This is a genomic window from Streptomyces sp. SID12501 (assembly GCF_010550245.1).
In the GTDB taxonomy this organism is placed as follows: domain Bacteria; phylum Actinomycetota; class Actinomycetes; order Streptomycetales; family Streptomycetaceae; genus Streptomyces.
This window is the reverse complement of the sequence record NZ_JAAGLU010000015.1, coordinates 195,330-215,867: the sequence shown is the minus strand read 5'-3', so window position 1 is coordinate 215,867 and position 20,538 is coordinate 195,330. Positions and strand designations below refer to the sequence as shown.

The window sequence follows — 20,538 nt, the reverse complement described above, 5'->3', positions numbered from 1 at the left end:
AATGACGGACCCGCCGGGGTTGAAGGGCAGGCACGTGGTGGGGACACCGAGGGAACGGCTGGCTGGGCTGCTCGGCGGGGCGAAGAAGGCCCGGAACGGTTCATCCTCACGGACGCGTGGGGTGGGCGGCGTGGTAGGCGTCCCAGATCGCCGCCCTCAGTTTTCCCCGGGGCGGGACGTCGATGCCCTGGCCTCGGGCCCATGAGCGGACCTGGGCGGTGGTTGGCTCCTGCGCTCCGGCCTCGGCCACGGGGGCCTCGCGGGGTGTGCCGCGTTCGCTGCCGGGACGCGGTGTCCGATCCGACGGCGGGTCCGATCGTGGCGGGGCCGCGGTGGTGAATCCTCGGCGGTCGAGGATCCTGCGGCGTTTGTGGTGCATTCGCTCCAGCAGCGGTACCTCCCAGTCGAGGTAGTCGTGGACCTCGACGTGGCTCTTCTTGGCTTCGGTGTTGCGCATGATCCGGCCGACCTGCTGAATCACCCTGCCCTTGAACGAGATGGGGCTGGCCAGGAACAACGTGTCCAACACGGGTGCGTCCAGCCCTTCCCCGGCGACCTTGTCGATCGCCAGCAGCGCCAAGGGACCGGTACGGGCGCCGGACAGCGCGGCACGGACGCGGTCCCGATCGGCCGTGGGCAGGCCGCCGTGCAGGAGCAGTGCTTCGATACCGTGCCCTTTGAGCGCAGACGAGAGTTGGTTGACGTGCTCGATGCGATTGGTGAGGGTCAGGCTGCACCGGCCGCGCCGGTAGGCGTCGGCGATGTCGGCTGCGATCTGCTGGTTGCGCTGCTGGTCGGCGGCGAGTTCGCCGTAGATGGCCTGGATGGAAGCGCCGTCGGTGCCGGGCTCGTCGGTGGTGAAGTGGCAGCGGTGCACGATGAGGTGTTTGGCGAAGCGGCTCTGGTCTTCGATCTCGTGGCGGATCGGCCCGCACTGCATGGTGATCAGAGCGTCCATCTGATCGGCCCGGTACGGGGTGGCGGACAGGCCGATCCACCGCTCGGCCTTGACCTTGCGGATCGCGGCCTCGGCGGCCGGAGCCCCGATGGCGTGGCACTCGTCGACGACAATCAGGCCGTAGCCGTCCAGCAGCCCTGTGGCGGCCTCACGATGGGCCAGCGACTGCAGCATGATCAGGTCGACCACGCCGCCGCGGCGGTCCTTGCCCGCGCCGAGCGACCCGACGGCGTGCTCACCGAGGTCGAGGAACGTCGCCAGACGCTCGCGCCACTGGGCCAGCAGCTCGGCCCGGTTGACGATGATCGCTGTGGGCCGGGCGTGAACCGCGATCAGCGCACAGGCCATCACTGTTTTACCCGCACCGGGTTGGGCGACCAGGACTCCGGTGGGGTGGGCGGTCATCGCTTCGACGGCCCTGGCCTGTACGGCGGTGAGTTCGCCGGTGAACCGGGCACCGATCGGGGCCCGGTCGGGGAAGGTGCCGGTGACTTTCAAGGTGCCGCCGGCGGCGGTGACCAGGCTGGCGGCTTCGTCGCGCAGCCCCCGGGGCAGGGCGATCCACTTCGGGTCGGTGGCGTCGAAGCAGCAGATCAGGCGCGGGGTGTTGAAGGTGGAGAACCGCTGGTTCTGGCGTCGGTAGAACTCGGGGTTGTGGAAGGACGCGGCGTGCTTGAGCGCCGCGATCAGTTGCGGTGGCAGCCCGGTGGTGGAGATGCGGAGCATCGCTCCTGCCTTGGCCCTGACCGTCTTGGGTGCCTTGCCCAGCGCGCTGCGGCGCGGCCGGGCCGGCAGCACCGGCGTGGTCGGGCTGGGGCCGGCCTGCAGCGGGCCCAACGCTTCCACCAACTCCTGCACCTGCCCGGGCGCCAGGCGTGCGGTGTGCGACAGGTAAGCGAACTGGTCCTCGTACGGTGTCCAGGTGGCAGGGTCGCAGAAGAGTGTGGTGCCCGAGGTACGGGAGACCCCGTGCAGTGGTAGCGCGATCAGATTCCCGAACCGTGCCCCGCCCTTGGAGCTTGTGGGAAGGAAGTCCTGGGCGGGGAAGAGCCGGTCGTAACTGGCCAGGGACATCCCGTCGCGGGCGTCGATCGCGCGCCGCAGCAAGGCCATGCCCAGCGCACGGGCCAGGCCGGCCGGCACCGCCGCGGTGAAGAAGGTCCACACGTGTGCGCCAGCCCCGGAGCGGGAGACCTCCGCCAAGGCGGGGACCCCGGCTTCTGTGCAGGCCGCCACGTAGGCGGCGGCGTCGCTTTGCCAGTCCTTGTCGTCGAAGTCGCAGGCCAGCAACTGGGTCGTGTCGTCGGGGAACATCGGGTACAAGCCCACATGCAGTTCGCGCTGTCCCGGCTCGGGCCGACTCAGGTGCCGGAAGATCACCTGGTCGGTGAGCGGGAAGAACACCCGCTCAGCTTCCGACTTGGCCCTGTCCCAGGGGTTCTCCTCGGCCGGGCTCCATCCGGTCCGGCCGTTCTTCGCGCTCACCCACCGGTTCGCGTAAACATCCACGCGGCCGACGAACAGTGCTCGGAACAGGGCGACCTTGGCCTGCGGGTCGGAGGCCGCGTCCGCATAGGGCAGGCCACTGCCGGACGGCATCTCGGGCAACGTGGGCGGTGCTTGCCTTTCCACCGCCTCGGGCCGCTCGGGCACGGTGTCGGGTGCCGGCATTCCGAGGCGTTCCCGGAGCCGCCGGTTCTCCTCCGTGAGCTCGGCGATCTGCTCGAGTACGACGTCGAGCCGGATCCGCAACTCGGCGGGGTCGTCCCACCCGGACCAGCCATCCACGGGTCAATGATCCAAAAATCCTGACCGGACCGCAGCCGATCAGGACATTTCCGTTCTCGTGTCCCTCGGTCTTCTGGTCCGTGTGGGCGCCGGAGGCATCGACCGATGAGGGCTCTGGCTGGGCGCACGCTGGGCGGCGCAGCGAGGCGAACCTCTCGGCGGGCAGCAGCCGGTCCAGGTCCAGCGGGTAGCGCCGCTTTCCGCGCCGTACGTCCAGGGACAGGCGCAGCACCGGGACTCTCAGCAGGTGCAACCGGTAGGGGGTGAGCCTGTGGCGGGCGAGCTCCTCGTGGGTGCTCTCCACACGGGTGTGGACGACATCGTTGACGGACACCACAGCGACCGGTGGACAGCTCTCGTGCAGGGGCATGCTGGGCGTATGGAGTCTCGGGTGCGGTACGCGGAGATCCGGCCCTACGCGGTTCCGGAGACGCTGGAGGAGCTGGCCGGTCCGGCAGCCGGGGTGGTGGCTCTGCCGACTGTGCTGGACTGGACGCCGAAGCGTGTCTACGACCTGTCGGACGATGTGGACCTGCGGATGTTCTATGAGACGGTCATCCGGGAGGCCATGCATGCGGGGGAGCTGCGGAAGTTCCTGGACCCGGTGCTGCTCTCGGCCGTGTGGCAGAGGCTGTGGCTTCCGCCGCGCGCGCGGTTGATGTGGGAAGGGCGATTCCCGCAGCTGGCCCGCAGGGCTGCGTAGTATCCGCCTGCATGGATCCCTTTCACGCCCGGCTCGCCAGTATCGGTCTTGGAGCCGCCGCGGGATACGGCTTCGTCCTGGCCGGCGGGGACGCGGTTCAGGCGCATGGGTTCCTGGAACGGCTGTCGGATGACGTCGACCTGTTCACGGACATCGCTGACCCGGTGGCCTTTTCCGAGGCTGTCGGTGTGGTGGCTGCGACCTACCGGGCGGCGGGCCTCACTGTTGAGGTGGAGAAGTCCGGTGGGGTGTTCGCCCGGTTCGCGGTTGCTGATGGACAGGGGCGCACGGCGAAGGTGGAGCCCGGGTGTGACTGGAGGGCTCGTCCGCCTGCCGTGTTGGAGATCGGTCCGGTCCTGCATGCCGATGACGCCGTGGCCAACAAGGTGACCATCCTCTTCGGACGGGCCGCGCCACGGGATTACCTCGACGTGAATGCCGCGCTCGCCTCCGGACGGTACTCGGGTGGGCAACTGCTGGAGTTGGCGTTGGAGCACGACGCCGGGTTCGATCCGCGTTACGTCGCCCATGCGCTGCGGGCGGTCGACCGTTGGCCGGACCGGGAGTACGAGGTATACGGCATCAATGGCGGCCAGGTGGAGGACATGCGCCGACGGTTGCGCGCCTGGGCTGCCGAGATCCTCGATGAACGGCTCGACGAGAAATGACCCGGTCGGCCGTGTTGACCTGAGCGCCAACTGGCGCGGCTCCTTCGCGGCTACGGCGTCGACCATGTGCACAGGGGAGGACAGGGGGCTGGAACCCCGGAGAAGGGGTGCTTGTGGAGGTCCTACAGCGGCTTCCGTTCGATTCTCCGATCGGTCGGCAGCGTCGTCGGGAGCCCAGCTCCGGTCTCGCTGGTGGGCCGGTGACAACCCTGTCGGTGGACAGCCACACACGCCTGGTACGCCGTCTGGCCTCCCTTCCTCTCATGACATAGCTCGCCGTGCTGCCCGCGGGCTCAGGATGCCGAAGGCGGCGGTCTCCCGTCTCCCACGCACGACCAACGGCGCACACCGGCCCCGTGACCAGCAGCTTCAAGATGGTGGATCTTCTGCGTGGAACCGGGAACGCAGCAGCTTCTTGTCGATCTTGCCGACTGCCGTCTTGGGGAGGTCGCTGAGGAAGGTCCAGTGCTCCGGGATCTGCCACTTGGCGACTTTGCCTTCCAGGAAGGCGGCGAGTTGGCGGGCGGATGCGGTTTCTCCTTCGCGGAGCACGACGCAGGCGAGGGGGCGTTCGTCCCAGCGTGGGTCGGGGATGCCGATGACTGCGGTTTCCAGGACCGCCGGGTGGGCGGCCAGCAGGTTCTCCAGTTCGACCGAGGAGATCCATTCGCCGCCGGATTTGATGATGTCCTTGGCCCGGTCAGTGATCTGGAAGTAGCCGTGGTGGTCGATGGTGCCGATGTCGCCGGTGCGCAGCCAGCCGTCGTGGAAGGTGTCTGGTGCGGAGTGGTGGTGGTAGGCGCCGGTGATCCACAGGCCGCGTACCTCGATCTCGCCGGTTGAGGTGCCGTCCCAGGGCAGTTCCTCGCCGGTGGTGTCGATGATGCGCATCTCGACTCCTGCGGCGACGCGGCCCGATCTGTGCCGCCAGCGGGGATTGTCCGCCGGACGGGCGGGCGGGAGGGCCAGGCCGCCCAGGGCGGTGGTCTCTGTCATCCCCCAGCCCTGCACGATGTGCAGGCCGTGGCGCAGCTCGAAGTGCTCCAGCAGCGTCGGGGAGACGGCCGCGCCGCCCGAGAAGGCCTTGCGCAGCGACGACAGGTCGATCTCGTGGCGGACGCCGTGGTCGAGGATGGCGCTCCAGATGGTCGGCACGCCTGCGGCGATGGTGGTCTGCTCGGCCTCCATGAAAGCGGTCAGGTGTCCGGGCTGCAGGAAGGGGCCGGGCATGTGCAGGGCCGCGCCGGTGAGGAAGGCGACGTAGGGAAGTCCCCATCCGTTGACGTGGAACATGGGCACGATGACGATGACCCGGTCGGATTCGGTGACCCCGACCAGGTTCGCCGACGACGAGGCCAGGGCGTGCAGGAACGTCGAGCGGTGGGAGTAGACGACGCCCTTGGGGTCGCCGGTGGTGCCGCTGGTGTAGCACATGGCGGCGGCCGCCCGCTCGTCCACCTCCGGCCAGATATAGCCCGGCTCCTGTTCGGCCAGCAGGTCGGCGTAGCGCAGCACGGGGATCCGGTCACCCAGTGCGGAGGCGTCTGCGTCGCCGACCACGATGAGCGCCTCCACGCTGTGCAGCTCGTCGACGCACCGGGCCAGCAGCGGGATCAGGCTGTCGTCCACCAGGATGACCTTGTCGCCGGCGTGGTCGGCGATGTAGCTGAGCTGCTCCGGGAAGAGCCTGATGTTGAGGGTGTGCAGGACAGCTCCCATGCAGGGGATCGCGAAGTACGCCTCGAGGTGTTCCTGGTTGTTCCACATAAAGGTGGCGACCCGGTCTCCCGGGCGTATGCCGAGCTCGGCCAGGGCCGCGGCGAGCCGTTCGGCGTTCTGGGCGATCTCGGCGTAGGTGGTGCGGCGCGTTCCGTTGCCTGTCCAGGTCACGCATTCGGCGTCACCGTAGATCCGTGCGCCGTGGCGCAGGAGTGCCGTGATGGTGAGCGGGATGTCCGGCATCGTGCTGGCGATCGCCGGGGCGGCTGCGGGTGCGGGCGTGTTCATGCGGCTCTCCCTGGTGCGGTGTGGGTGGTGTCCATCGGGCTGCGGCGGCGGGGGCCGGAGAGGGGGCTGTCAGGAAGCGGGCGCCGCCATGCGGATTACCCTGCGCAAGTCCAGTCAGGGAACATGCGGCGTGCCACTGGATACCGGTCGGCGGACGCGGCGGCTTTGGCGGGTCGTGTTCGTGCCGGGTTGGAAGCCGCAGGCCGCTTGAGGGATGACTGCTGAGCGGCGAGGTGGCTGGGCACAAGGGGGCCAGGTTTGGAGGCTGCCGGTCCCGGAGCCGCGAAAACCATCGTGATCTCCTCCGGCCGACGCTGGACAATTGAGCTGAGCTCAACTTACATTTGAGAATGTGACTGCACAAGAGATGCCGCGTAGTGCGGCCTCACGGGAGAAACTGCTACGTGCCGCTGCCGACGAACTGGCCGAGACGGGTGAGCTGGAGGTGGCGGCAGCGGCCCGGCGGGCCGGTATGAGCACGGGCTTGCCCTACCGGTATTTCGGCACCCGTAGCGGCCTGCTCATTGCCGTCCTGGACGCCTTCTACGAGCGGCTCGGCGAGGCCGCCGCGCTCCGCGAGTACGAGGCCGCGACCTGGAGCGAGCGTGAACAGCAGCGCATCCGCGACTGGGTTGCCTTCCTGTACGCCGAACCCCTGGCCCCTGTCGTGCTGGGCGGGCTGGGCGGTGACGCGGAGGTGGCCGGTGCCCACACACGCCAGCTCCACGCCCTGATCGACCTGGGAGCCCGCAATCTGGCCCGCGCCCAGCACGCCGGCGAGATCCCGGCCGACCGGGACCCGGAACTGCTGGCCGCAGCCACCCTCGGCGGCACCAACGCGGTGATCTCGGTTGCCCTCACCCGAAGCCCGCGCCCCGCTGCGCAGGACATCGTCGCCCAGCTGTGGGCATTCGTCGCCGGCGCCGTGGGCCTGGCGTCCTCCTCCTCCTGAATGGAGCACCGACATGCCTCACTCTTCCCAATCCCCCGGGCAGAACCGGGTGGAGACCATCGAGTCCCTCGACGGCCTCCACGCAGACCTGGCCCGCCGCCACAAGGCCACCTCGAGCGGCGGAGCATCGGTCGATCCCGCCGTGGTCGACGCCGATCTGGCAGCCGTGGAACGCGACGGGTACGTCATCCTGGAAGGCCTCCTCAGCCCGGCGCAGTGCGAGGAGATCCGGGCGGGCGTGACGCCGCTGCTGGACCAGGCCGGCCGCAACACCTTCGAGGGCCGGCGCACCCAGCGCGTCTACAGCGTGCTGAACAAGACCCGCGTGTGCGACCAGTTGGTCGACCACCCGCGCGTCCTGGCCCTGCTCGACCGGCTCTTCCAGCCCAACTACCTGCTTTCCCAGCTCCAGGTCATCAACATCAATCCCGGCGAGGACGGCCAGCTGCTCCACCCCGACGACGCCATCTATCCCGTCCCGCGTCCCCGGCCGCCGCTGGGCGCGGCCACCGTGTGGTCCATCGACGCCTTCACCGAGGCCAACGGCGCCACCGTGGTCCTGCCCGGCAGCCATAACTGGGGACAGGACCGCACACCGCAGGACGGCGATGCGCGGGCCAAGGCCGTCATGCCGCCCGGCTCCTGCGTCTTCTTCATCGGCACCCTGTGGCACGGCGGCGGCGCCAACCAGTCCGACCACGCCCGCTTGGCGGTCACGGCCCAGTACTGCGAGCCGTGGCTGCGCCCACAGGAGGCCTTCCCCCTCTCCACCACCCGGGACACCGTGCGGACGGTGTCCGAGGACATCCGGCGGATGCTCGGCTACAGCATTCACCCGCCCTTCCTCGGCATGGTCGACGGCATGCACCCCAAGCGCCTGCTGGAGAGCTCTTCTTGAACCCGTGATGCCTCCGGGTTCTCGCCGGGGCAGGTGCGCAGCCGTCACGGGGCGGCGGCATAGATGTCACACCGTCGTCGGCGGTCCGCCAGCGTAAGAGGCCTGCCGCGTCACGGTAGTAGTTCTGCACGACGATCCGCCGCAGCGCCTCGGCCTGCGGGCCAGACCGGTATCCCGGTTCCTGCCGGTCGAGGTGTTCCAGCAGCCGACAGGCGTCGTCGCCGGCTGCCAGGATCCTGGTCTTGGGCCGGGTGGGATTCTTGCCCAGACGGACCGGACGCCCGTAGCGACGCCCCCACTCCTCATCGACCAGACCGGTCAACAAGTGCGACGCGGTGCGAGCCACTTCTTCCAGGACGGCGCGGACGGCCTCGGTGACCAGTTCCAGCCGGGTCAGGTCGCGCACCGCGGCCAGGACATGGGTGGAGTCGGCCTTGTCGAACTTCGGCGGCCGGCCACCGCGGGAACCGCGTTTCTTGCGGTTGGCGATCTGGTCGCGCTTCTCCGGGATCGTGCAGCGGATGCCGCGCTTGCGCAGGTAGGCGCGGTTCGCGCGGGAGCCGTACGCCTTGTCGGCGCGAACCTTGTGCGGCCGGGTGCGCGGGCGGCCCGGCCCGAGCCGGGGTACCCGGATACGCCCCAGGACCACCTGGAACTGCGGGGAGTCGCCGCACTGTCCGGGCGCGATCACCAGTGACATCGGCTTCTGGGCCTGCTCAACGGCCAGGTGGAGCTTGGTCGTCAGCCCGCCCCGGGAGCGTCCGAGCCCATGGTCGTCGAGCTCGGTGAAGACACCACCCGGCGGCTCGATCTGCAGCTCCCCTTTTTGCGGGCACCCGCCGCATGCTGGTGGGCGCGGGCGATGGTCGAGTCCACCGAGACGTCCCAGGTGATCAGCCCCTCGGCGTCGGCCGGGCCTGCAGTTGCTCGAAGATGTGGTGCCAGGTGCCGTCCCGCTGCCAGCGTCGGAACAGCCCATAGACCGTCTCCCGGCCGACAGCTGTTCGCGGCGCTCACCGATAGCGGCCGGACTTTGGTCGCGGACACCGCCTCCGGCTACGCCTCACTCCTGCGCGCCTACGTTCTCGACGGCCTGACGGCGGAACAGCAGCGGTCTTTCGGAGCTCTGACCGACGTCATCGCCGCGCGTCTGCGGCACCCGGGCGGCGATGACTCTCTGCCCTGGCGCCGCTGAGCAGCTGTGGACCGTGGCGCTCCGGTACGCCTGTGGTTCAACAGGGCGGGTGGGCCTGGTCAGTGCTGAGCGGGGTCTGCGAGGCGGTGCATGACGCCTGCGACCGGGGCGACTTCCTCGTCGCCCAGGGCGGAGCCGAAGTGCTTCTGGATTCCGGCGAGATGAGTATGCGCGGCTTCGCGGAAGCGGGTACGGCCCTCAGCGGTGATGTCGGCGTGGACGACGCGACGGTCGGTGGAAGAGGTCTCGCGCCGAACGAGGCCGGCGGACGTCATGCGGTCGAGAAGCCGGGTGATGCCGCTGGTCGTATACAGCAGGGCGCCCGCCAGTTCGCTCATGCGCAGTTGTCCGCCCGGGGCCTGGGCCAGGTGGTGCAGCACGTCGTACTCGGCCATGGTCATGGCGTGAGCCAGCCGCAGTTCCTCCTCCAGCAGTTTCATCAGCCGTGAGTGGGCGAGCAGGAAGTCGGTCCAGACCGCGAGGCGGCTTGGGTCGGGCGACGCGCCGCCGGGGGGCGGGCCTGCAGTCGGGTGGGGGCGGGACGCTGGGCTCACCCGGCCACGATAAGGGACGGGCGTAACCCTGCCTCGTCCGGCGGGTCGCCATCAGGGCCTCCTCCGGCGGGCTTGATCAGGGAGGTCAGAGGCGATGCTCGGGGGCTTTCGCCTGCGCGTATGTGGCGAAGCGGCGGGCGGCTGGAGAAGACGCGTCTGCGGCGGGCAGGACGAGCGCGATCTCGCGTATCAGCGGTTCTGCGGCCAAGGGGAGGAGCGACACAGGTCCATCGTCCGGCGACCCCGCTTGCGCCACGTGGGCACAACTGGGCGGGACCAGAGCGACGCCGAGGCCCGCGCCCACCAGGTTGATGAGAAGGGTCCAGTCGGCGACCTCGCAGGTGATGCGCCGGTGGAGTCCGGCTGCGGCGAAGGCCGAGTCCGTGCGCATACGGGTGGTCCAGGACGGATCGGTCTCCACGAACGGCTCTCTGCTCAAGCGCTCCAGAGTGACCTCGCCCTCCGAGATGAGCGGGTGCTTCGCGGGGCAGGCCACCATCAGCGTCTCCCTGGCCAGCGGGAGGACCCGCAGACCGGGCACGATGCCGGGCACCGGGTCCAGCAGGGAGCAGTCCAGTTCCCCCTCGGCCACCATGCGGGCCATGTCCGCTCCGCCGGCCTGGCGCACCGTGATCTCCAGACCCGGGTGAGCGTCCGAGAAGTCTGCGAGCCAGGCGGGAAGCGGCAGCAGCCTCATGTCGACGGGGTAGGCGCCGATGCGGAGCGATCCGGTCAGCAGCCCGCGCACACCCTGGACCGCCTGGTGAGCGGCAGCCGCTGCGTCCAGAGTGCGCCGTGCCGCCGGCAGAAGAGCGAGCCCTTCCGCTGTCAGGCGTACGGGGCGGCTGCCGCGGACGAACAGTTTCGCGCCGACCTCCCGCTCCAGAGCGCGCACGGAGGACGACAGGCCGGACTGCACGATCAGCTCCCGGGAGGCGGCCCGGGTGAAGCTCAGCTCCTCGGCGAGAGCGACGAAGTGCCGCAGGTGGCGAAGTTCCATGCCACAAGTATCTCCGGCAGAGATGGCTGTCAGCTGATCCAGCTTCCGTGGAGTGGAGATGAACGGAATCGATCGCCTGGTTGCACCGTCTGTGCGGCCGTTCGTGAGGCGACCGCTTCCCACCTCTTCACTGAGCGGAGATCCACATGTCCACGCCGCCCCTCACGGCCGCCCCAGCACACCCCCGAGCCTCGGCCGGCTCCGTACGCGCCACTCACGCCCGGGGGTTCTGGGTCGTCGCGACCGCGTTCACCGTGCTGATGGCCTTCGGTACCCTTCCCACCCCGCTGTGGCCACTGTTCGCCGAGCGCGACGGCTTCGCCACGACCGTCGTCACCGTCGCCTTCGCGACGATGGTGACCGGAGCCGCCGCCGGCTTCCTCCTGTTCGGTCATCTCTCGGACCGCCTGGGCCGGCGGCGCGTCGTCGTTCCGGCGCTGCTGACATCGGTAGCGGCTTCACTGACCCTGGTCCTGTGGCCCTCGACCGCGGGCCTGCTCGCGGGGCGGGTCCTGACCGGGCTGGCGGTCGGGCTGATGGCCTCGACCGCCACCGCCTACCTCAGCGACCTCTACCGCCAGGCCCATCCCGACCGGCCGGGCTCGTCCACCTGGCTTCCGGGCAGGGTGCCCGGTCCTTCAGGGCCGGGGTGAATGCCCGCTCCCGCGTAGCGGGGTAGAGATAGCCGAATCGCCGCCAGGGCGATCCGGCGTCTCGGGAGCGACGGCGGTGAGGCCGACCTCAAGCAGGTATAGCAACTCGGAGTTGAGGGACCGCCGGTCGTCGGAAGCCTGAGTGGTCAGCCGGGCGTGGAAGTCGTCGGGGATGCGGAGCGTGAATTTGACCATGCCGTCATGGTGCCATTAAAGTGACGGCATGTCACGTTTCCGGACATACCCGACGAGCGAGCAGGCGAGCGTCATGCTCGAACACTGTGCGCATGCCCGGTACGTCTGGAACCTTGCTGTTGAGCAGCACTCGCACTGGTACAAGGGCCGCAAGGCCGCGCCTGGTTTCGCAGAGCAGTGCAAGCAGCTCACCGAAGCCCGGCGCGAGAACGAGTGGCTGTGCGCGGGCAACGCCGATGTGATGCAGCAGGCCCTCAAAGACTTCGCGAAGGCCAAGAACGCCAAGTTCACGTCCGGGTTCGGGGAACCGACCTGGCGCAAGCGGTTCAAGCACGAGGGCTTCCGGGTCATCGGTACCGACCGGGTACCCGAGTTCAACGACGACGGCACGGCGAAGATCAACCCGAAGACCAAGAAACACGTCATGGGCCGGTCCGTGGTGGTGCAGAAGCTGAACAAGCGGTGGGCGCAGGTCAAGGTGCCCGGCTGTGGCTGGGTGCGCTTCCGCCTCACTCGCACCGGGCTCCCGTCGGCGAAGACGTTCCGCGTCACGCTGAAGAACGGGCAGTGGCACATCGCGTTCGCGGTCATCCCCGAGCCGATCGGCGCGCCAGGGACCGGTGAGATCATTGGCATCGACCGGGGCGTGAAGATCACCGCCGCCCTGTCAGACGGCCGCACGCTCGACTGTCCGCAGCTCACGACCAAAGAGCGGGCGCAGATCCGCAAGCACCAGCGGCGTGCGGCGAGGGCGAAGAAGGGCAGCCCGGAGAAGACCGCCGAGTACGCGAAGGCCGCCAAACTCAAGGCCCGCGAAGCCGACCGGCGTAAGGACTGGTGCGAGAAGACCTCAACGATGCTCGCCCGCACCTACGACCTGGTGCGCTTCGAGAAGCTGAACATCCGCAACATGACCGCCAAGGCCAAGCCGAAGGCCGACCCCGAGACGCCCGGCATGTTCCTGAAGAACGGCCGCGCCGTCAAGGCCGGACTGAACCGGAGCATCCTCGCCCAGGGCTGGGGTCTCCTGCGTCAGCGCACCGAGCACAAGGCCCCCGGACGCGTCGAAGACGTGCCCGCCCCGTACACGAGTCTGCGGTGCAGCGCCTGCGGATGGATCGACAAGAACTCGCGCAAGAGCCAAGCCGAGTTCGTCTGTTCCTCCTGCGGCTTCACCTGCAACGCGGACACCAACGCAGCAAACAACGTCGCGGCAGGACAGAGCGGGATTCCCCGCCCCCGGCGAACAGTCGGTGCCGGAGGGGTGACAGCGGCCACCGGCCGTTCGAGCGTCCGTGAACCTCAACCCACCTGGGTTGGAATCCCCCTCTTTTAAGAGGGGGAGGATGTCAAGGACTGCAGACCGTGGAACACGCCGACGCCGCCGTCGACGCCCTCCAGGCCACGCCCGGCCGATTCGTCCTCGGCTACGGCAATCTGCTGGGGGCACCGTGGGAGTGGGGCACCGGGCCCGACTTCCGGCGTTTTGCCGAGCACCGGTTCACCCCGTCCAACGACATGCTCGGACTCCAACTGGCCTTCGACGTCACCGCCGACCCCACGTTTCCCGAGAAGAAGGTGTTCGAGGCGGCCCGGGAGATGAACCTCCGCGTCACCACCCACGCCGGTGTCTGGGGCGCGACGAACGACGACAGCATCCGGCTGATGTGGGAGCACGGCTTCATGACTCCGGACGTCACCTACGTCCACGCCGCGTCCCTGTCTCAGGACTCCTACCAGCGGATCGCGGCCACAGGAGGGTCGGTGTCGGTCTCCGCCGAAAGCGAACTGAACGCGGGCCAGGGCTACCCGCCCACCTGGCAACTACGCAAGCACGGCATAGCGGTGTCACTCTCGATGGATTCCAGCATGTGGTGGAGCGCCGACCTGTTCTCCGCCATGCGTTCAACCCTGAGCGCCGACCGGGCCCGCGAGCACCTGGCAGCCCACGGCCGTGACGAGACGCTCCTGCACAACCACCTGCGTGCCGAGGACGTCGTGAGCTGGGCGACCCTGGGCGGTGCGCACGCACTCGGCCTGGGCTCGCTGACCGGAAGCATCACCCCCGGAAAAAAGGCGGACCTCGTCCTGATCAAGAACGATCGGTCACCCGCCATGTTCCCCCTCCTCCACCCCTACGGACACGTCGTCTTCCAGGCGGCCCGGGGCGACGTGCACACCGTCCTGGTGAACGGCCGAGTCGTGAAACACGCCCACGCACTCCTGGGCGACAGCCTCGGCACCGCGCGAGCAGCGGTGGCCGAGACCATAGAACATTTCAGGTCCGTGATGGGCGAGCGCGAATGGCGCGCGGCCCGGGAACCCGAGACCCCGCACACGGAGAAGATCGCCAACCCCTACGGATACACCGAATGGGACGGCGGCTCCGACCGCCATAAGCCCGAAATGTAACCACCACGTCGATCTGAGCGGGTGCGGCAGGCGGCCCCTCCCCGAAACCGCCGAACTACCAACAGGAAATATTTGCAGCAACAGATATTGTTGAAGCAAGTAACAAGACGCCGGAAAGACCGTGGAACGAAGGACGAGATGAACGACCGCAGCGCAGAGCCCGACACCATCAGCGGCACAACCCGCCGCTGCGCCCCGCAGCGCGTCGGCGGCGTCCTCCACAAAGGACCGAGCCCTCAGGTCGACGACTCGGCCTTCGTGCTGGCCCCGGGCGACCTGACGGAATCCGACCCCTTCGTCCTCCTCGACCAGGCATGGTTCTCCCGGGTCGGGTTCGACTGGCACCCCCACCGAGGCTTCGAAACCGTGACGTTCGTTGTCGAGGGTCACCTCGAACACCATGACAACGCCGGTGGCCACGGCGTCCTCGGCCCCGGTGACCTCCAGTGGGTCACCGCGGGCAGCGGCGTCATCCACGCGGAACTGGCCTATGAACGCAAGCCCGTGCAGACCCTCCAGCTCTGGCTCAACCTGCCGCGCGCCCAGAAGATGACCCCGCCGCGTTACCAGAATCTGCGGGCCGACAGCATGCCTCTCGTCAAGGGCCCGGGGGCACGCGTCCGGGTCTTCGCGGGCGACGTCAACGGCGTCCACGGTCCGGCGGAGACCGTCCACCCGGCGACCGTCGCCCACGGCCGATACGAGCAGGGGGGTCACTTCGTCCACGAGATCCCCGGCGAGCACAACGGCTTCCTCTACGTCATCACCGGCGCACTCCTCGTCGGGCCGGACCGCATGCCGGTCGAGGCCGGCCATACGGCCTGGTTCCCGCCGGGCGACCCCGGGCTCACCGGTGTAGAGGTCCGCGCCACCGAAAAGGCCGAGGCCATCATGTACACGGGCCTGCCCATCGGCGAGCCGGCCATCGCTCACGGTCCGTTCGTGATGAACGACCAGCAGGGCATCGTCCAGGCCATCAAGGACTACCAGAACGGCGAGTTCGGCCCCATTCCCGAGGGTCGCTGAGGCGTGCTTCGGGGTGCTGGTAGCGGTGTACGGGTCGAAGTGGCTCTGGCAGGTATACAGGAACATGCTCACCGCATCGCGCGCGATGGCAATTCAGAGGTTACTTTCGTGGTCGGCGAAGCCGATACCGCCCTCGGTCACCACTGACCTTTGATGCGTGATGTCGCCGAGGGCTGACGATGCGTGATCGTCGCCCTCTCTGTCAGCTGAAAAGGCTCACCGGGACGCCGTCCAGGACGTACGGGCCACCTCGGCCAACGGCAACGCCATGTTCCGACCTCCCCGGGCCTCTGGCCCGGTCGCCTGCCCGGAGTCAGGTGCGACCCACGGGTGGCCCGACCTACAGGTGACTGGCCACGGTTGCGGCAGAACGGACCTCAACCCAGCCAGTGAGTCCTGCTCGCCCGAGGGCTTGATTTATCCGTCAACCATGCGCCACCATGTCCGCTGTACGGACGAACGTCCGCATCGCGGTCAAGGTCGATCGAATCAAGGAGGATTCATGGCCTTCGTGACGGAGGACAACATCACGGATCTCGCCGTGAAACGGTGGGCCACCGCTCACTCCCCCCGGCTCGCCGAGCTGATGACATCCCTGGTGCGGCATCTGCACGCGTACGCCCGCGAGGTCGGGCTCACCGAACAGGAGTGGGCGGCGGCCGTCGAATGGCTCACCGCGACGGGCCGGGTCAGCGACGACAAGCGTCAGGAGTTCATCCTCGCCTCCGACGTCCTCGGCCTGAGCACGCTCGTCGTCCAGCTCAACCACCGCTTCTCGCCGGACGCGACTCCGGCGACGGTGCTCGGCCCGTTCCACATCGACGGTTCACCCACTGCGGCGTTCGGCGCCGACATGTCCGACGGCATCCCGGGAACCCCGCTGTTCGTCACCGGCCGCGTGCTGGACCTCGACGGCACCCCGCTGCCGGACGTCGTCATGGACGTGTGGCAGGCCGACGCCGACGGCACGTACGAGGCCCAGCTCCCGGAGATCGACGAGGCGCGGCTGCGCGCGCTGTACCGGACGCGCGCGGACGGCACGTACTGCGTGCGCACGATCGCGCCACGCGGCTACGCGATCCCGATGGACGGCCCGGTAGGTGACCTCGTCAGCAGGACGGACATCAGCTACTTCCGTCCCGCGCACATCCACTTCCTCATCGACCACCCCGGCTACGAGAAGCTCATCACCCATCTGTTCCGGCAGGGCTCCGCATTCCTCGACACCGACGTCGTGTTCGGCACCAAGGACGAGCTGATCGTGCGCTTCGCCGAGGAACCGGCCGGCCCTTGTCCCGACGGCGGCACGATCGACGAGCCCTATCTGCACGCCGAGTTCGATTTCGTGCTCCAGTCCCGGGACGACGCGGGCGGGCCGCGGTCGTGAACCTGGGGCTGCTCCTGCTACGGCTGCTGCTCGCCGCGCTGCTGTTCGGCCACGGCACCCAGAAGCTGTTCGGCTGGTTCGGCGGCGCAGGGCGCGCCGGAACGGCCGCCGTCTTCGAGCAGTGGGGCTTCGTGCCCGGCCGGCGGATGGTGCTCGTCGCCGCCCTGGCCGAACTCGCCGGAGCGGCCTCGGTCGCGGCCGGGCTGCTGACGCCCGGCGGCTGCGCGGTGGTCGTCGGCACGATGACCGTCGCCGCGACGGCGACCGCACCGAACGGTTTCTGGGCCCAGAAAGGCGGCTGCGAGGTGCCCTTCTGGTACGGCGCCGTGGCCGTTGTGCTCGCCTTCACCGGTCCGGGCGCCTGGTCGCTCGACCACGCGCTCGGGCTGGACCGACTGGACGGCTACGGGTGGGGGTTCGCGGCGCCGGCTCTCGGTCTGGCCATCGCGGTCGTGCCGCTGACCGCCCGCTCCCGGGTACTGCGTGCCCGGACCACGACCACACACTCCACAACGAGGTGACCAGATGCCGATCGAACAACCGCGCACAGAAGACTTCGCCCCGGGACGCCCCGTCCTGTTCCGCGACGCCACGGTGCTGTCCATGGACCCCGCGATCGGCTTGCTCGACCGGGGCGACGTGCTGGTCCGCGGTGAACGGATCGAGCAGGTCGGGCGCGAACTGCGGGCACCGGACGACGCCGTGGTGGTGGACTGCGCCGGCGGCATCCTCATGCCCGGCATGGTCGACACCCACCGGCACATGTGGCAGACCGCGCTGCGCGGCCTCGGGGCGGACTGGACCCTCTCCCAGTACTTCGTCTTCTACTACCTCAACTGGGGCAAGATCTTCCGTCCCGAGGACATCCACGCCGGCAACCTGCTGTCCGGCATCGAGGCACTCGACGCGGGCGTGACCACCACGGTGGACTGGTCTCACGGCCTGCAGACCCCCGAGCACGGTGACGCGGCCGTCGAATCACTGCGCGCCGTCCCGGGCCGCTTCGTGCTCGCCTACGGCAACCTGCTCGGAGCCCCCTGGGAGTGGACCCGCTCGAAGGAGTTCCGGTCGTTCGTCGACCGCCACTTCTCCGGCCGGGACGACATGCTCGGCCTGCAGCTCGCCTTCGACGTCACCGGTGACGAGGCCTTCCCGGAAAAGGCGGCGTTCGAAGCGGCCCGCGAGCTGGGACTGCCGGTCACCACGCACGCGGGCGTGTGGGGCGCGACCGACGACAACGGCATCCGGCTGATGTGGGACCACGGGTTCATGACGCCCGACGTCACCTACGTGCACTCGGCCACGCTCAGCGAGGACTCCTACCAGCGGATCGCCGCCTCCGGCGGCACGGTCTCGGTGTCGGCGGAGAGCGAGCACAACGCCGGCCAAGGCTACCCTCCCACCTGGCTGCTGCGCCGCCACGGCATCCCCGTGTCGCTGTCGACGGACACCAGCGTGTGGTTCAGCGCCGACCTGTTCTCCGCCATGCGCGCGACCCTGTCGGCCGACCGCACGCGCGAGCACATGGCGGCCCACGCGGCCGGAGAGACGGTGGTCCACAACCGGCTGCGCGCGCGGGACGTCGTGGAATGGGCGACGATCGGCGGCGCCGGAGTGCTCGGCCTCAGCGACACCATCGGCTCGCTGACCCCGGGCAAGAAGGCCGACCTGGTCCTGCTCAAGAACGACCGCAGCCCCGCGATGTACCCGATCCTGCACCCCTACGGTCACGTGGTCTACCAGGCCACCCGCGCCGACGTACACACCGTGCTCGTCAACGGAACCGTGGTGAAGTACGCCCATGAGCTGGTCGGCGTCGACCTGGAGCGGGCCCGCACAGCGGTCGCCGCGACCGTCGAGTACGCCCGCACCACCATGGGTGAGGATGCCTGGCGGGAGGCCGTCGAGCCGGAGATCCCGACCGACGAACCGATCTCGAACCCGTACACCTACAGCGAGTACCGCGGCGAAGGTGTCGCCGTGCAGCACGAGGAGGCATAGCCCATGAACGGCGGCTCAGGCGGCTCCCGAGGACCGCTCGACGGTCTGCTGGTGGCGGACTTCTCCCGGATCCTGGCCGGTCCCTACGCGACCATGCTGCTGGCGGATCTCGGCGCCGACGTGGTGAAGGTCGAGGGCCCTAAAGGGGACGACACCCGCAGCTGGATGCCACCGGTGCGCGACGGGGTGTCGACCTACTACCTGGGCATCAACCGCGGGAAGCGGTCGATCGCGCTCGACTTCCGCGACGAGGCCGACGCACGGCTGGCCAGGAAGCTGGCACGGCGGGCGGACGTGGTCATCGAGAACTTCAAGCCGGGCGGACTGGCCAGGTACGAACTGGACTATCCCTCGGTGAGCACCGGCAACCCGGGCGTGGTCTACGCGTCGATCAGCGGTTTCGGATCCGGGCCCGGCCGGAACGTGCCCGGCTACGACCTGATGGTCCAGGCGATCTCGGGGCTGATGAGCCTCACCGGTGACCCGGACGGGCCGCCCTACCGGGCAGGCATCTCGGTCTTCGACGTGATGGCGGGCAACCACGCCGTCATCGGCGTCCTCGCCGCACTGCGCCACCGCGACGCCACCGGCCAGGGCCAGCACGTCGAGGTGAACCTGCTGTCCTCGGCACTGACCGGGCTGGTCAACCACAGCTCCTCCTACGTCGCCGGCGACACCGTCCCCTACCGCATGGGCAACGCACACCCCAGCGTCTTCCCCTACGAGCCGCTGCCCACGGCCGACCAGGACCTGATCGTCACCGCGGCCAACGACGGCCAGTTCCGCAAACTGTGCGAGGTCCTCGGCGTCCCCGAGGTCGCCGACGACCCCCGCTTCCGGCACAACGCCGACCGCACCGAACGCCGGGAAGAGCTCCGGCCTCTCCTGGCCGAGCAGCTGCGAACGAGGCCCGCCCTGGAGTGGTTCGAGCTGCTCATCGAGGCCGGGGTCCCCTGCGGGCCGATCAACACCATCGACGGCGGCTTCGCCATGGCCGAACGCTTCGGACTCGACCCGGTCGTCGAGGTCGGCCAGGGCGAGCGGGCCGTACCCACCACACGGCACCCGATCCGCTTCTCCCGGACCCCCGCCGCCTACCGGCTGCCCCCGCCCGAACTCGACGAACACGGAGCCGAAGTGCGCAAGTGGCTGGAGGACGACGATGTCTGAGAGGCCTGAGTACCCGACCGCACTCGGTGCGTCCTCCCTCGACAGCATCACCCTGCTCGGGCAGAACCTCGCGGAAGACGTGATGGGCGAGGTCGGCTTCGGGGAACTGGCGTTCTGGCTGGCCACACAGCGGCGCCCCAGCCCCGGAGAGACACGGGTCTTCGAGGCCGTACTCGCCGCACTCGCCGACCACGGCTTCACCCCCACCGCGATCACGACCCGGCTGACCTACCTGTCGGCCCCGGACTCGATCCAGGGCGCCCTCGCCGCCGGGCTCCTCGGCGGCGGCTCACGTTTCCTCGGCGTGACCGAGGACTGCGGCCGGTTCCTGCACGACGCACTGTCGACGGTGAAGGACACCCACCCGGCCGACGACGCCGGCTGGGACGAACTCGCCCTCGCCACCGTACGCTCCGCCCGAGCGGCCGGGCAGCTGGTACCCGGCCTCGGACACCACGTCCACAAGCAGGGCGATCCCCGTACCCCGCGACTGTTCCACATCGCCACCGAAGAGGGCCTGTTCGGCCCGCATCTGTCGCTGTTCGCGGCCATCGGCCGGGTCCACCCGCAGGTGCTGGGCAGGACGCTGCCCCTCAACGGTGCCGGCGTCTGCGGCGCCGCGCTGGCAGACCTCGGTCTCCCGCTGCAACTGCTGCGTGCCTTCGCCCTCCTGGCCCGCACGGCAGGCCTCATCGGCCAGCTCGCCGAGGAGATCCGCAACCCCGTCGCGAACGACATCTTCCTGTCGGTCGACCTCAACAACCGGCCCGTTCCGCCTCGGCCTTGAGCCGGTGTCCCCTGTGGTGGGGCGGATGCGCGGCACCCCGCCTGTCCGCTCCCGCCGCAGACCACGGGGCCACGGCGGCCCGGCTTCGGTCGAGGACGTCGCACAGCGCCCGGGGGATCCCGACGAAATGGCGCTGTTCGCGACGCGGCACCGGTGATCGTGTACGTGGTGTCGAAGGAGTCGG

Annotated in this window: 19 protein-coding genes and 1 pseudogene; 14 read left to right on the top strand and 6 right to left on the bottom strand. The window is 69.2% G+C overall.

What is annotated here, in order from left to right:
- Positions 1–106: 106 nt before the first annotated feature.
- Positions 107–2,746 carry a DEAD/DEAH box helicase family protein gene (locus G3I71_RS52725; protein ID WP_164316179.1) on the bottom strand — a complete coding sequence of 880 codons (2,640 nt, stop codon included), beginning with the start codon at positions 2,744–2,746 and terminating at the stop codon, positions 107–109.
- A gap of 379 nt (positions 2,747–3,125) precedes the next feature.
- Here G3I71_RS52725 and G3I71_RS20070 point away from each other — a divergent pair, with 379 nt between their 5' ends.
- Together G3I71_RS20070 and G3I71_RS20065 are read left to right on the top strand one after the other, a co-directional pair.
- Positions 3,126–3,449, top strand: coding sequence for a hypothetical protein (locus G3I71_RS20070; RefSeq protein ID WP_164316178.1), 324 nt, complete (start codon positions 3,126–3,128; stop codon positions 3,447–3,449).
- Complete coding sequence (locus tag G3I71_RS20065) at positions 3,368–4,117, top strand: nucleotidyl transferase AbiEii/AbiGii toxin family protein (protein ID WP_203730821.1); 750 nt, start codon at positions 3,368–3,370, stop codon at positions 4,115–4,117. The genes G3I71_RS20070 and G3I71_RS20065 overlap by 82 nt, the downstream gene beginning before the upstream one ends.
- Before the next feature lie 369 nt (positions 4,118–4,486).
- Here the strand turns inward: G3I71_RS20065 and G3I71_RS20060 are convergent, their stop codons facing one another.
- Positions 4,487–6,124, bottom strand: coding sequence for a long-chain fatty acid--CoA ligase (locus G3I71_RS20060; RefSeq protein ID WP_203730819.1), 1,638 nt, complete (start codon positions 6,122–6,124; stop codon positions 4,487–4,489).
- 352 nt (positions 6,125–6,476) lie between these two features.
- Between G3I71_RS20060 and G3I71_RS20055 the strand changes: the two genes are divergently transcribed.
- Entirely contained in the window at positions 6,477–7,076 is a 600-nt protein-coding gene (locus tag G3I71_RS20055; protein WP_343243009.1) for a TetR/AcrR family transcriptional regulator, read from the top strand.
- 13 nt (positions 7,077–7,089) lie between these two features.
- Complete coding sequence (locus tag G3I71_RS20050; RefSeq protein ID WP_164316177.1) at positions 7,090–7,974, top strand: phytanoyl-CoA dioxygenase family protein; 885 nt, start codon at positions 7,090–7,092, stop codon at positions 7,972–7,974.
- Between the two features lie 502 nt (positions 7,975–8,476).
- Here the strand turns inward: G3I71_RS20050 and G3I71_RS20045 are convergent.
- Positions 8,477–8,953, bottom strand: a pseudogene (locus tag G3I71_RS20045) (transposase); the annotation flags it as partial.
- Between the two features lie 54 nt (positions 8,954–9,007).
- On the opposite strand from G3I71_RS20045, the gene G3I71_RS20040 reads away from it, so the two are divergent.
- On the top strand, positions 9,008–9,169 hold the full coding sequence (locus tag G3I71_RS20040) for a hypothetical protein (protein WP_164316176.1): 162 nt from the start codon (positions 9,008–9,010) through the stop codon (positions 9,167–9,169).
- Positions 9,170–9,228: 59 nt separating this feature from the next.
- On the opposite strand, the gene G3I71_RS20035 is transcribed toward G3I71_RS20040, so the two are convergent.
- Both G3I71_RS20035 and G3I71_RS20030 read right to left on the bottom strand, forming a co-directional pair.
- Positions 9,229–9,723, bottom strand: a complete 495-nt coding sequence (locus G3I71_RS20035; protein WP_164316175.1) for a MarR family winged helix-turn-helix transcriptional regulator — start codon at positions 9,721–9,723, stop codon at positions 9,229–9,231.
- Positions 9,724–9,808: 85 nt separating this feature from the next.
- Positions 9,809–10,723, bottom strand: a complete 915-nt coding sequence (locus tag G3I71_RS20030; RefSeq protein ID WP_164316174.1) for a LysR family transcriptional regulator — start codon at positions 10,721–10,723, stop codon at positions 9,809–9,811.
- A 146-nt stretch (positions 10,724–10,869) separates the two neighbouring features.
- Between G3I71_RS20030 and G3I71_RS20025 the strand changes: the two genes are divergently transcribed.
- Positions 10,870–11,376, top strand: a complete 507-nt coding sequence (locus tag G3I71_RS20025; RefSeq protein WP_164316173.1) for an MFS transporter — start codon at positions 10,870–10,872, stop codon at positions 11,374–11,376.
- Here G3I71_RS20025 and G3I71_RS52720 read toward each other — a convergent pair.
- Positions 11,362–11,571, bottom strand: a complete 210-nt coding sequence (locus tag G3I71_RS52720; protein ID WP_164316172.1) for an Arc family DNA-binding protein — start codon at positions 11,569–11,571, stop codon at positions 11,362–11,364. The two genes, G3I71_RS20025 and G3I71_RS52720, sit on opposite strands and share 15 nt — an antisense overlap.
- Before the next feature lie 28 nt (positions 11,572–11,599).
- On the opposite strand from G3I71_RS52720, the gene G3I71_RS20015 reads away from it, so the two are divergent.
- The 8 genes from G3I71_RS20015 to G3I71_RS19980 all read left to right on the top strand — a co-directional run bounded on the left by G3I71_RS20015 (position 11,600) and on the right by G3I71_RS19980 (position 20,354).
- Positions 11,600–12,907 (top strand): RNA-guided endonuclease TnpB family protein, encoded by a 1,308-nt coding sequence (locus G3I71_RS20015; RefSeq protein WP_164316171.1) that lies wholly within the window; start codon positions 11,600–11,602, stop codon positions 12,905–12,907.
- 29 nt (positions 12,908–12,936) lie between these two features.
- The gene (locus G3I71_RS20010; RefSeq protein ID WP_343243008.1) at positions 12,937–13,983 is read left to right on the top strand and encodes an amidohydrolase family protein; all 1,047 of its coding nucleotides are present in this window, start codon (positions 12,937–12,939) and stop codon (positions 13,981–13,983) included.
- A 138-nt stretch (positions 13,984–14,121) separates the two neighbouring features.
- Positions 14,122–15,009, top strand: coding sequence for a pirin family protein (locus G3I71_RS20005; RefSeq protein ID WP_164316170.1), 888 nt, complete (start codon positions 14,122–14,124; stop codon positions 15,007–15,009).
- A 502-nt stretch (positions 15,010–15,511) separates the two neighbouring features.
- Positions 15,512–16,396 carry a dioxygenase gene (locus tag G3I71_RS20000; RefSeq protein WP_164316169.1) on the top strand — a complete coding sequence of 295 codons (885 nt, stop codon included), beginning with the start codon at positions 15,512–15,514 and terminating at the stop codon, positions 16,394–16,396.
- A complete protein-coding gene (locus tag G3I71_RS19995) occupies positions 16,393–16,917 on the top strand; it encodes a DoxX family membrane protein (protein ID WP_164316168.1) in 525 nt (174 codons plus the stop codon). Before G3I71_RS20000 ends, G3I71_RS19995 begins: the two co-directional genes overlap by 4 nt.
- Positions 16,918–16,921: 4 nt before the next feature.
- A complete protein-coding gene (locus tag G3I71_RS19990) occupies positions 16,922–18,397 on the top strand; it encodes an amidohydrolase family protein (RefSeq protein WP_164316167.1) in 1,476 nt (491 codons plus the stop codon).
- 3 nt (positions 18,398–18,400) lie between these two features.
- A complete protein-coding gene (locus G3I71_RS19985) occupies positions 18,401–19,567 on the top strand; it encodes a CaiB/BaiF CoA-transferase family protein (RefSeq protein WP_164316166.1) in 1,167 nt (388 codons plus the stop codon).
- On the top strand, positions 19,560–20,354 hold the full coding sequence (locus tag G3I71_RS19980; protein WP_164316165.1) for a citryl-CoA lyase: 795 nt from the start codon (positions 19,560–19,562) through the stop codon (positions 20,352–20,354). Before G3I71_RS19985 ends, G3I71_RS19980 begins: the two co-directional genes overlap by 8 nt.
- The last annotated feature ends 184 nt before the right edge of the window (positions 20,355–20,538 follow it).

What these genes read in the sequence shown, in the direction of transcription:
- G3I71_RS20070 (WP_164316178.1), top strand. Translation starts at nt 3,126, where the DNA reads ATGGAGTCTCGGGTGCGGTACGCGGAGATCCGGCCCTACGCGGTTCCG.
- G3I71_RS20060 (WP_203730819.1), bottom strand. Translation starts at nt 6,124, where the DNA reads ATGAACACGCCCGCACCCGCAGCCGCCCCGGCGATCGCCAGCACGATG.
- G3I71_RS20050 (WP_164316177.1), top strand. Translation starts at nt 7,090, where the DNA reads ATGCCTCACTCTTCCCAATCCCCCGGGCAGAACCGGGTGGAGACCATC.
- G3I71_RS20030 (WP_164316174.1), bottom strand. Translation starts at nt 10,723, where the DNA reads ATGGAACTTCGCCACCTGCGGCACTTCGTCGCTCTCGCCGAGGAGCTG.
- G3I71_RS20025 (WP_164316173.1), top strand. Translation starts at nt 10,870, where the DNA reads ATGTCCACGCCGCCCCTCACGGCCGCCCCAGCACACCCCCGAGCCTCG.
- G3I71_RS52720 (WP_164316172.1), bottom strand. Translation starts at nt 11,571, where the DNA reads ATGGTCAAATTCACGCTCCGCATCCCCGACGACTTCCACGCCCGGCTG.
- G3I71_RS20015 (WP_164316171.1), top strand. Translation starts at nt 11,600, where the DNA reads ATGTCACGTTTCCGGACATACCCGACGAGCGAGCAGGCGAGCGTCATG.
- G3I71_RS20005 (WP_164316170.1), top strand. Translation starts at nt 14,122, where the DNA reads ATGAACGACCGCAGCGCAGAGCCCGACACCATCAGCGGCACAACCCGC.
- G3I71_RS20000 (WP_164316169.1), top strand. Translation starts at nt 15,512, where the DNA reads ATGGCCTTCGTGACGGAGGACAACATCACGGATCTCGCCGTGAAACGG.
- G3I71_RS19990 (WP_164316167.1), top strand. Translation starts at nt 16,922, where the DNA reads ATGCCGATCGAACAACCGCGCACAGAAGACTTCGCCCCGGGACGCCCC.
- G3I71_RS19985 (WP_164316166.1), top strand. Translation starts at nt 18,401, where the DNA reads ATGAACGGCGGCTCAGGCGGCTCCCGAGGACCGCTCGACGGTCTGCTG.
- G3I71_RS19980 (WP_164316165.1), top strand. Translation starts at nt 19,560, where the DNA reads ATGTCTGAGAGGCCTGAGTACCCGACCGCACTCGGTGCGTCCTCCCTC.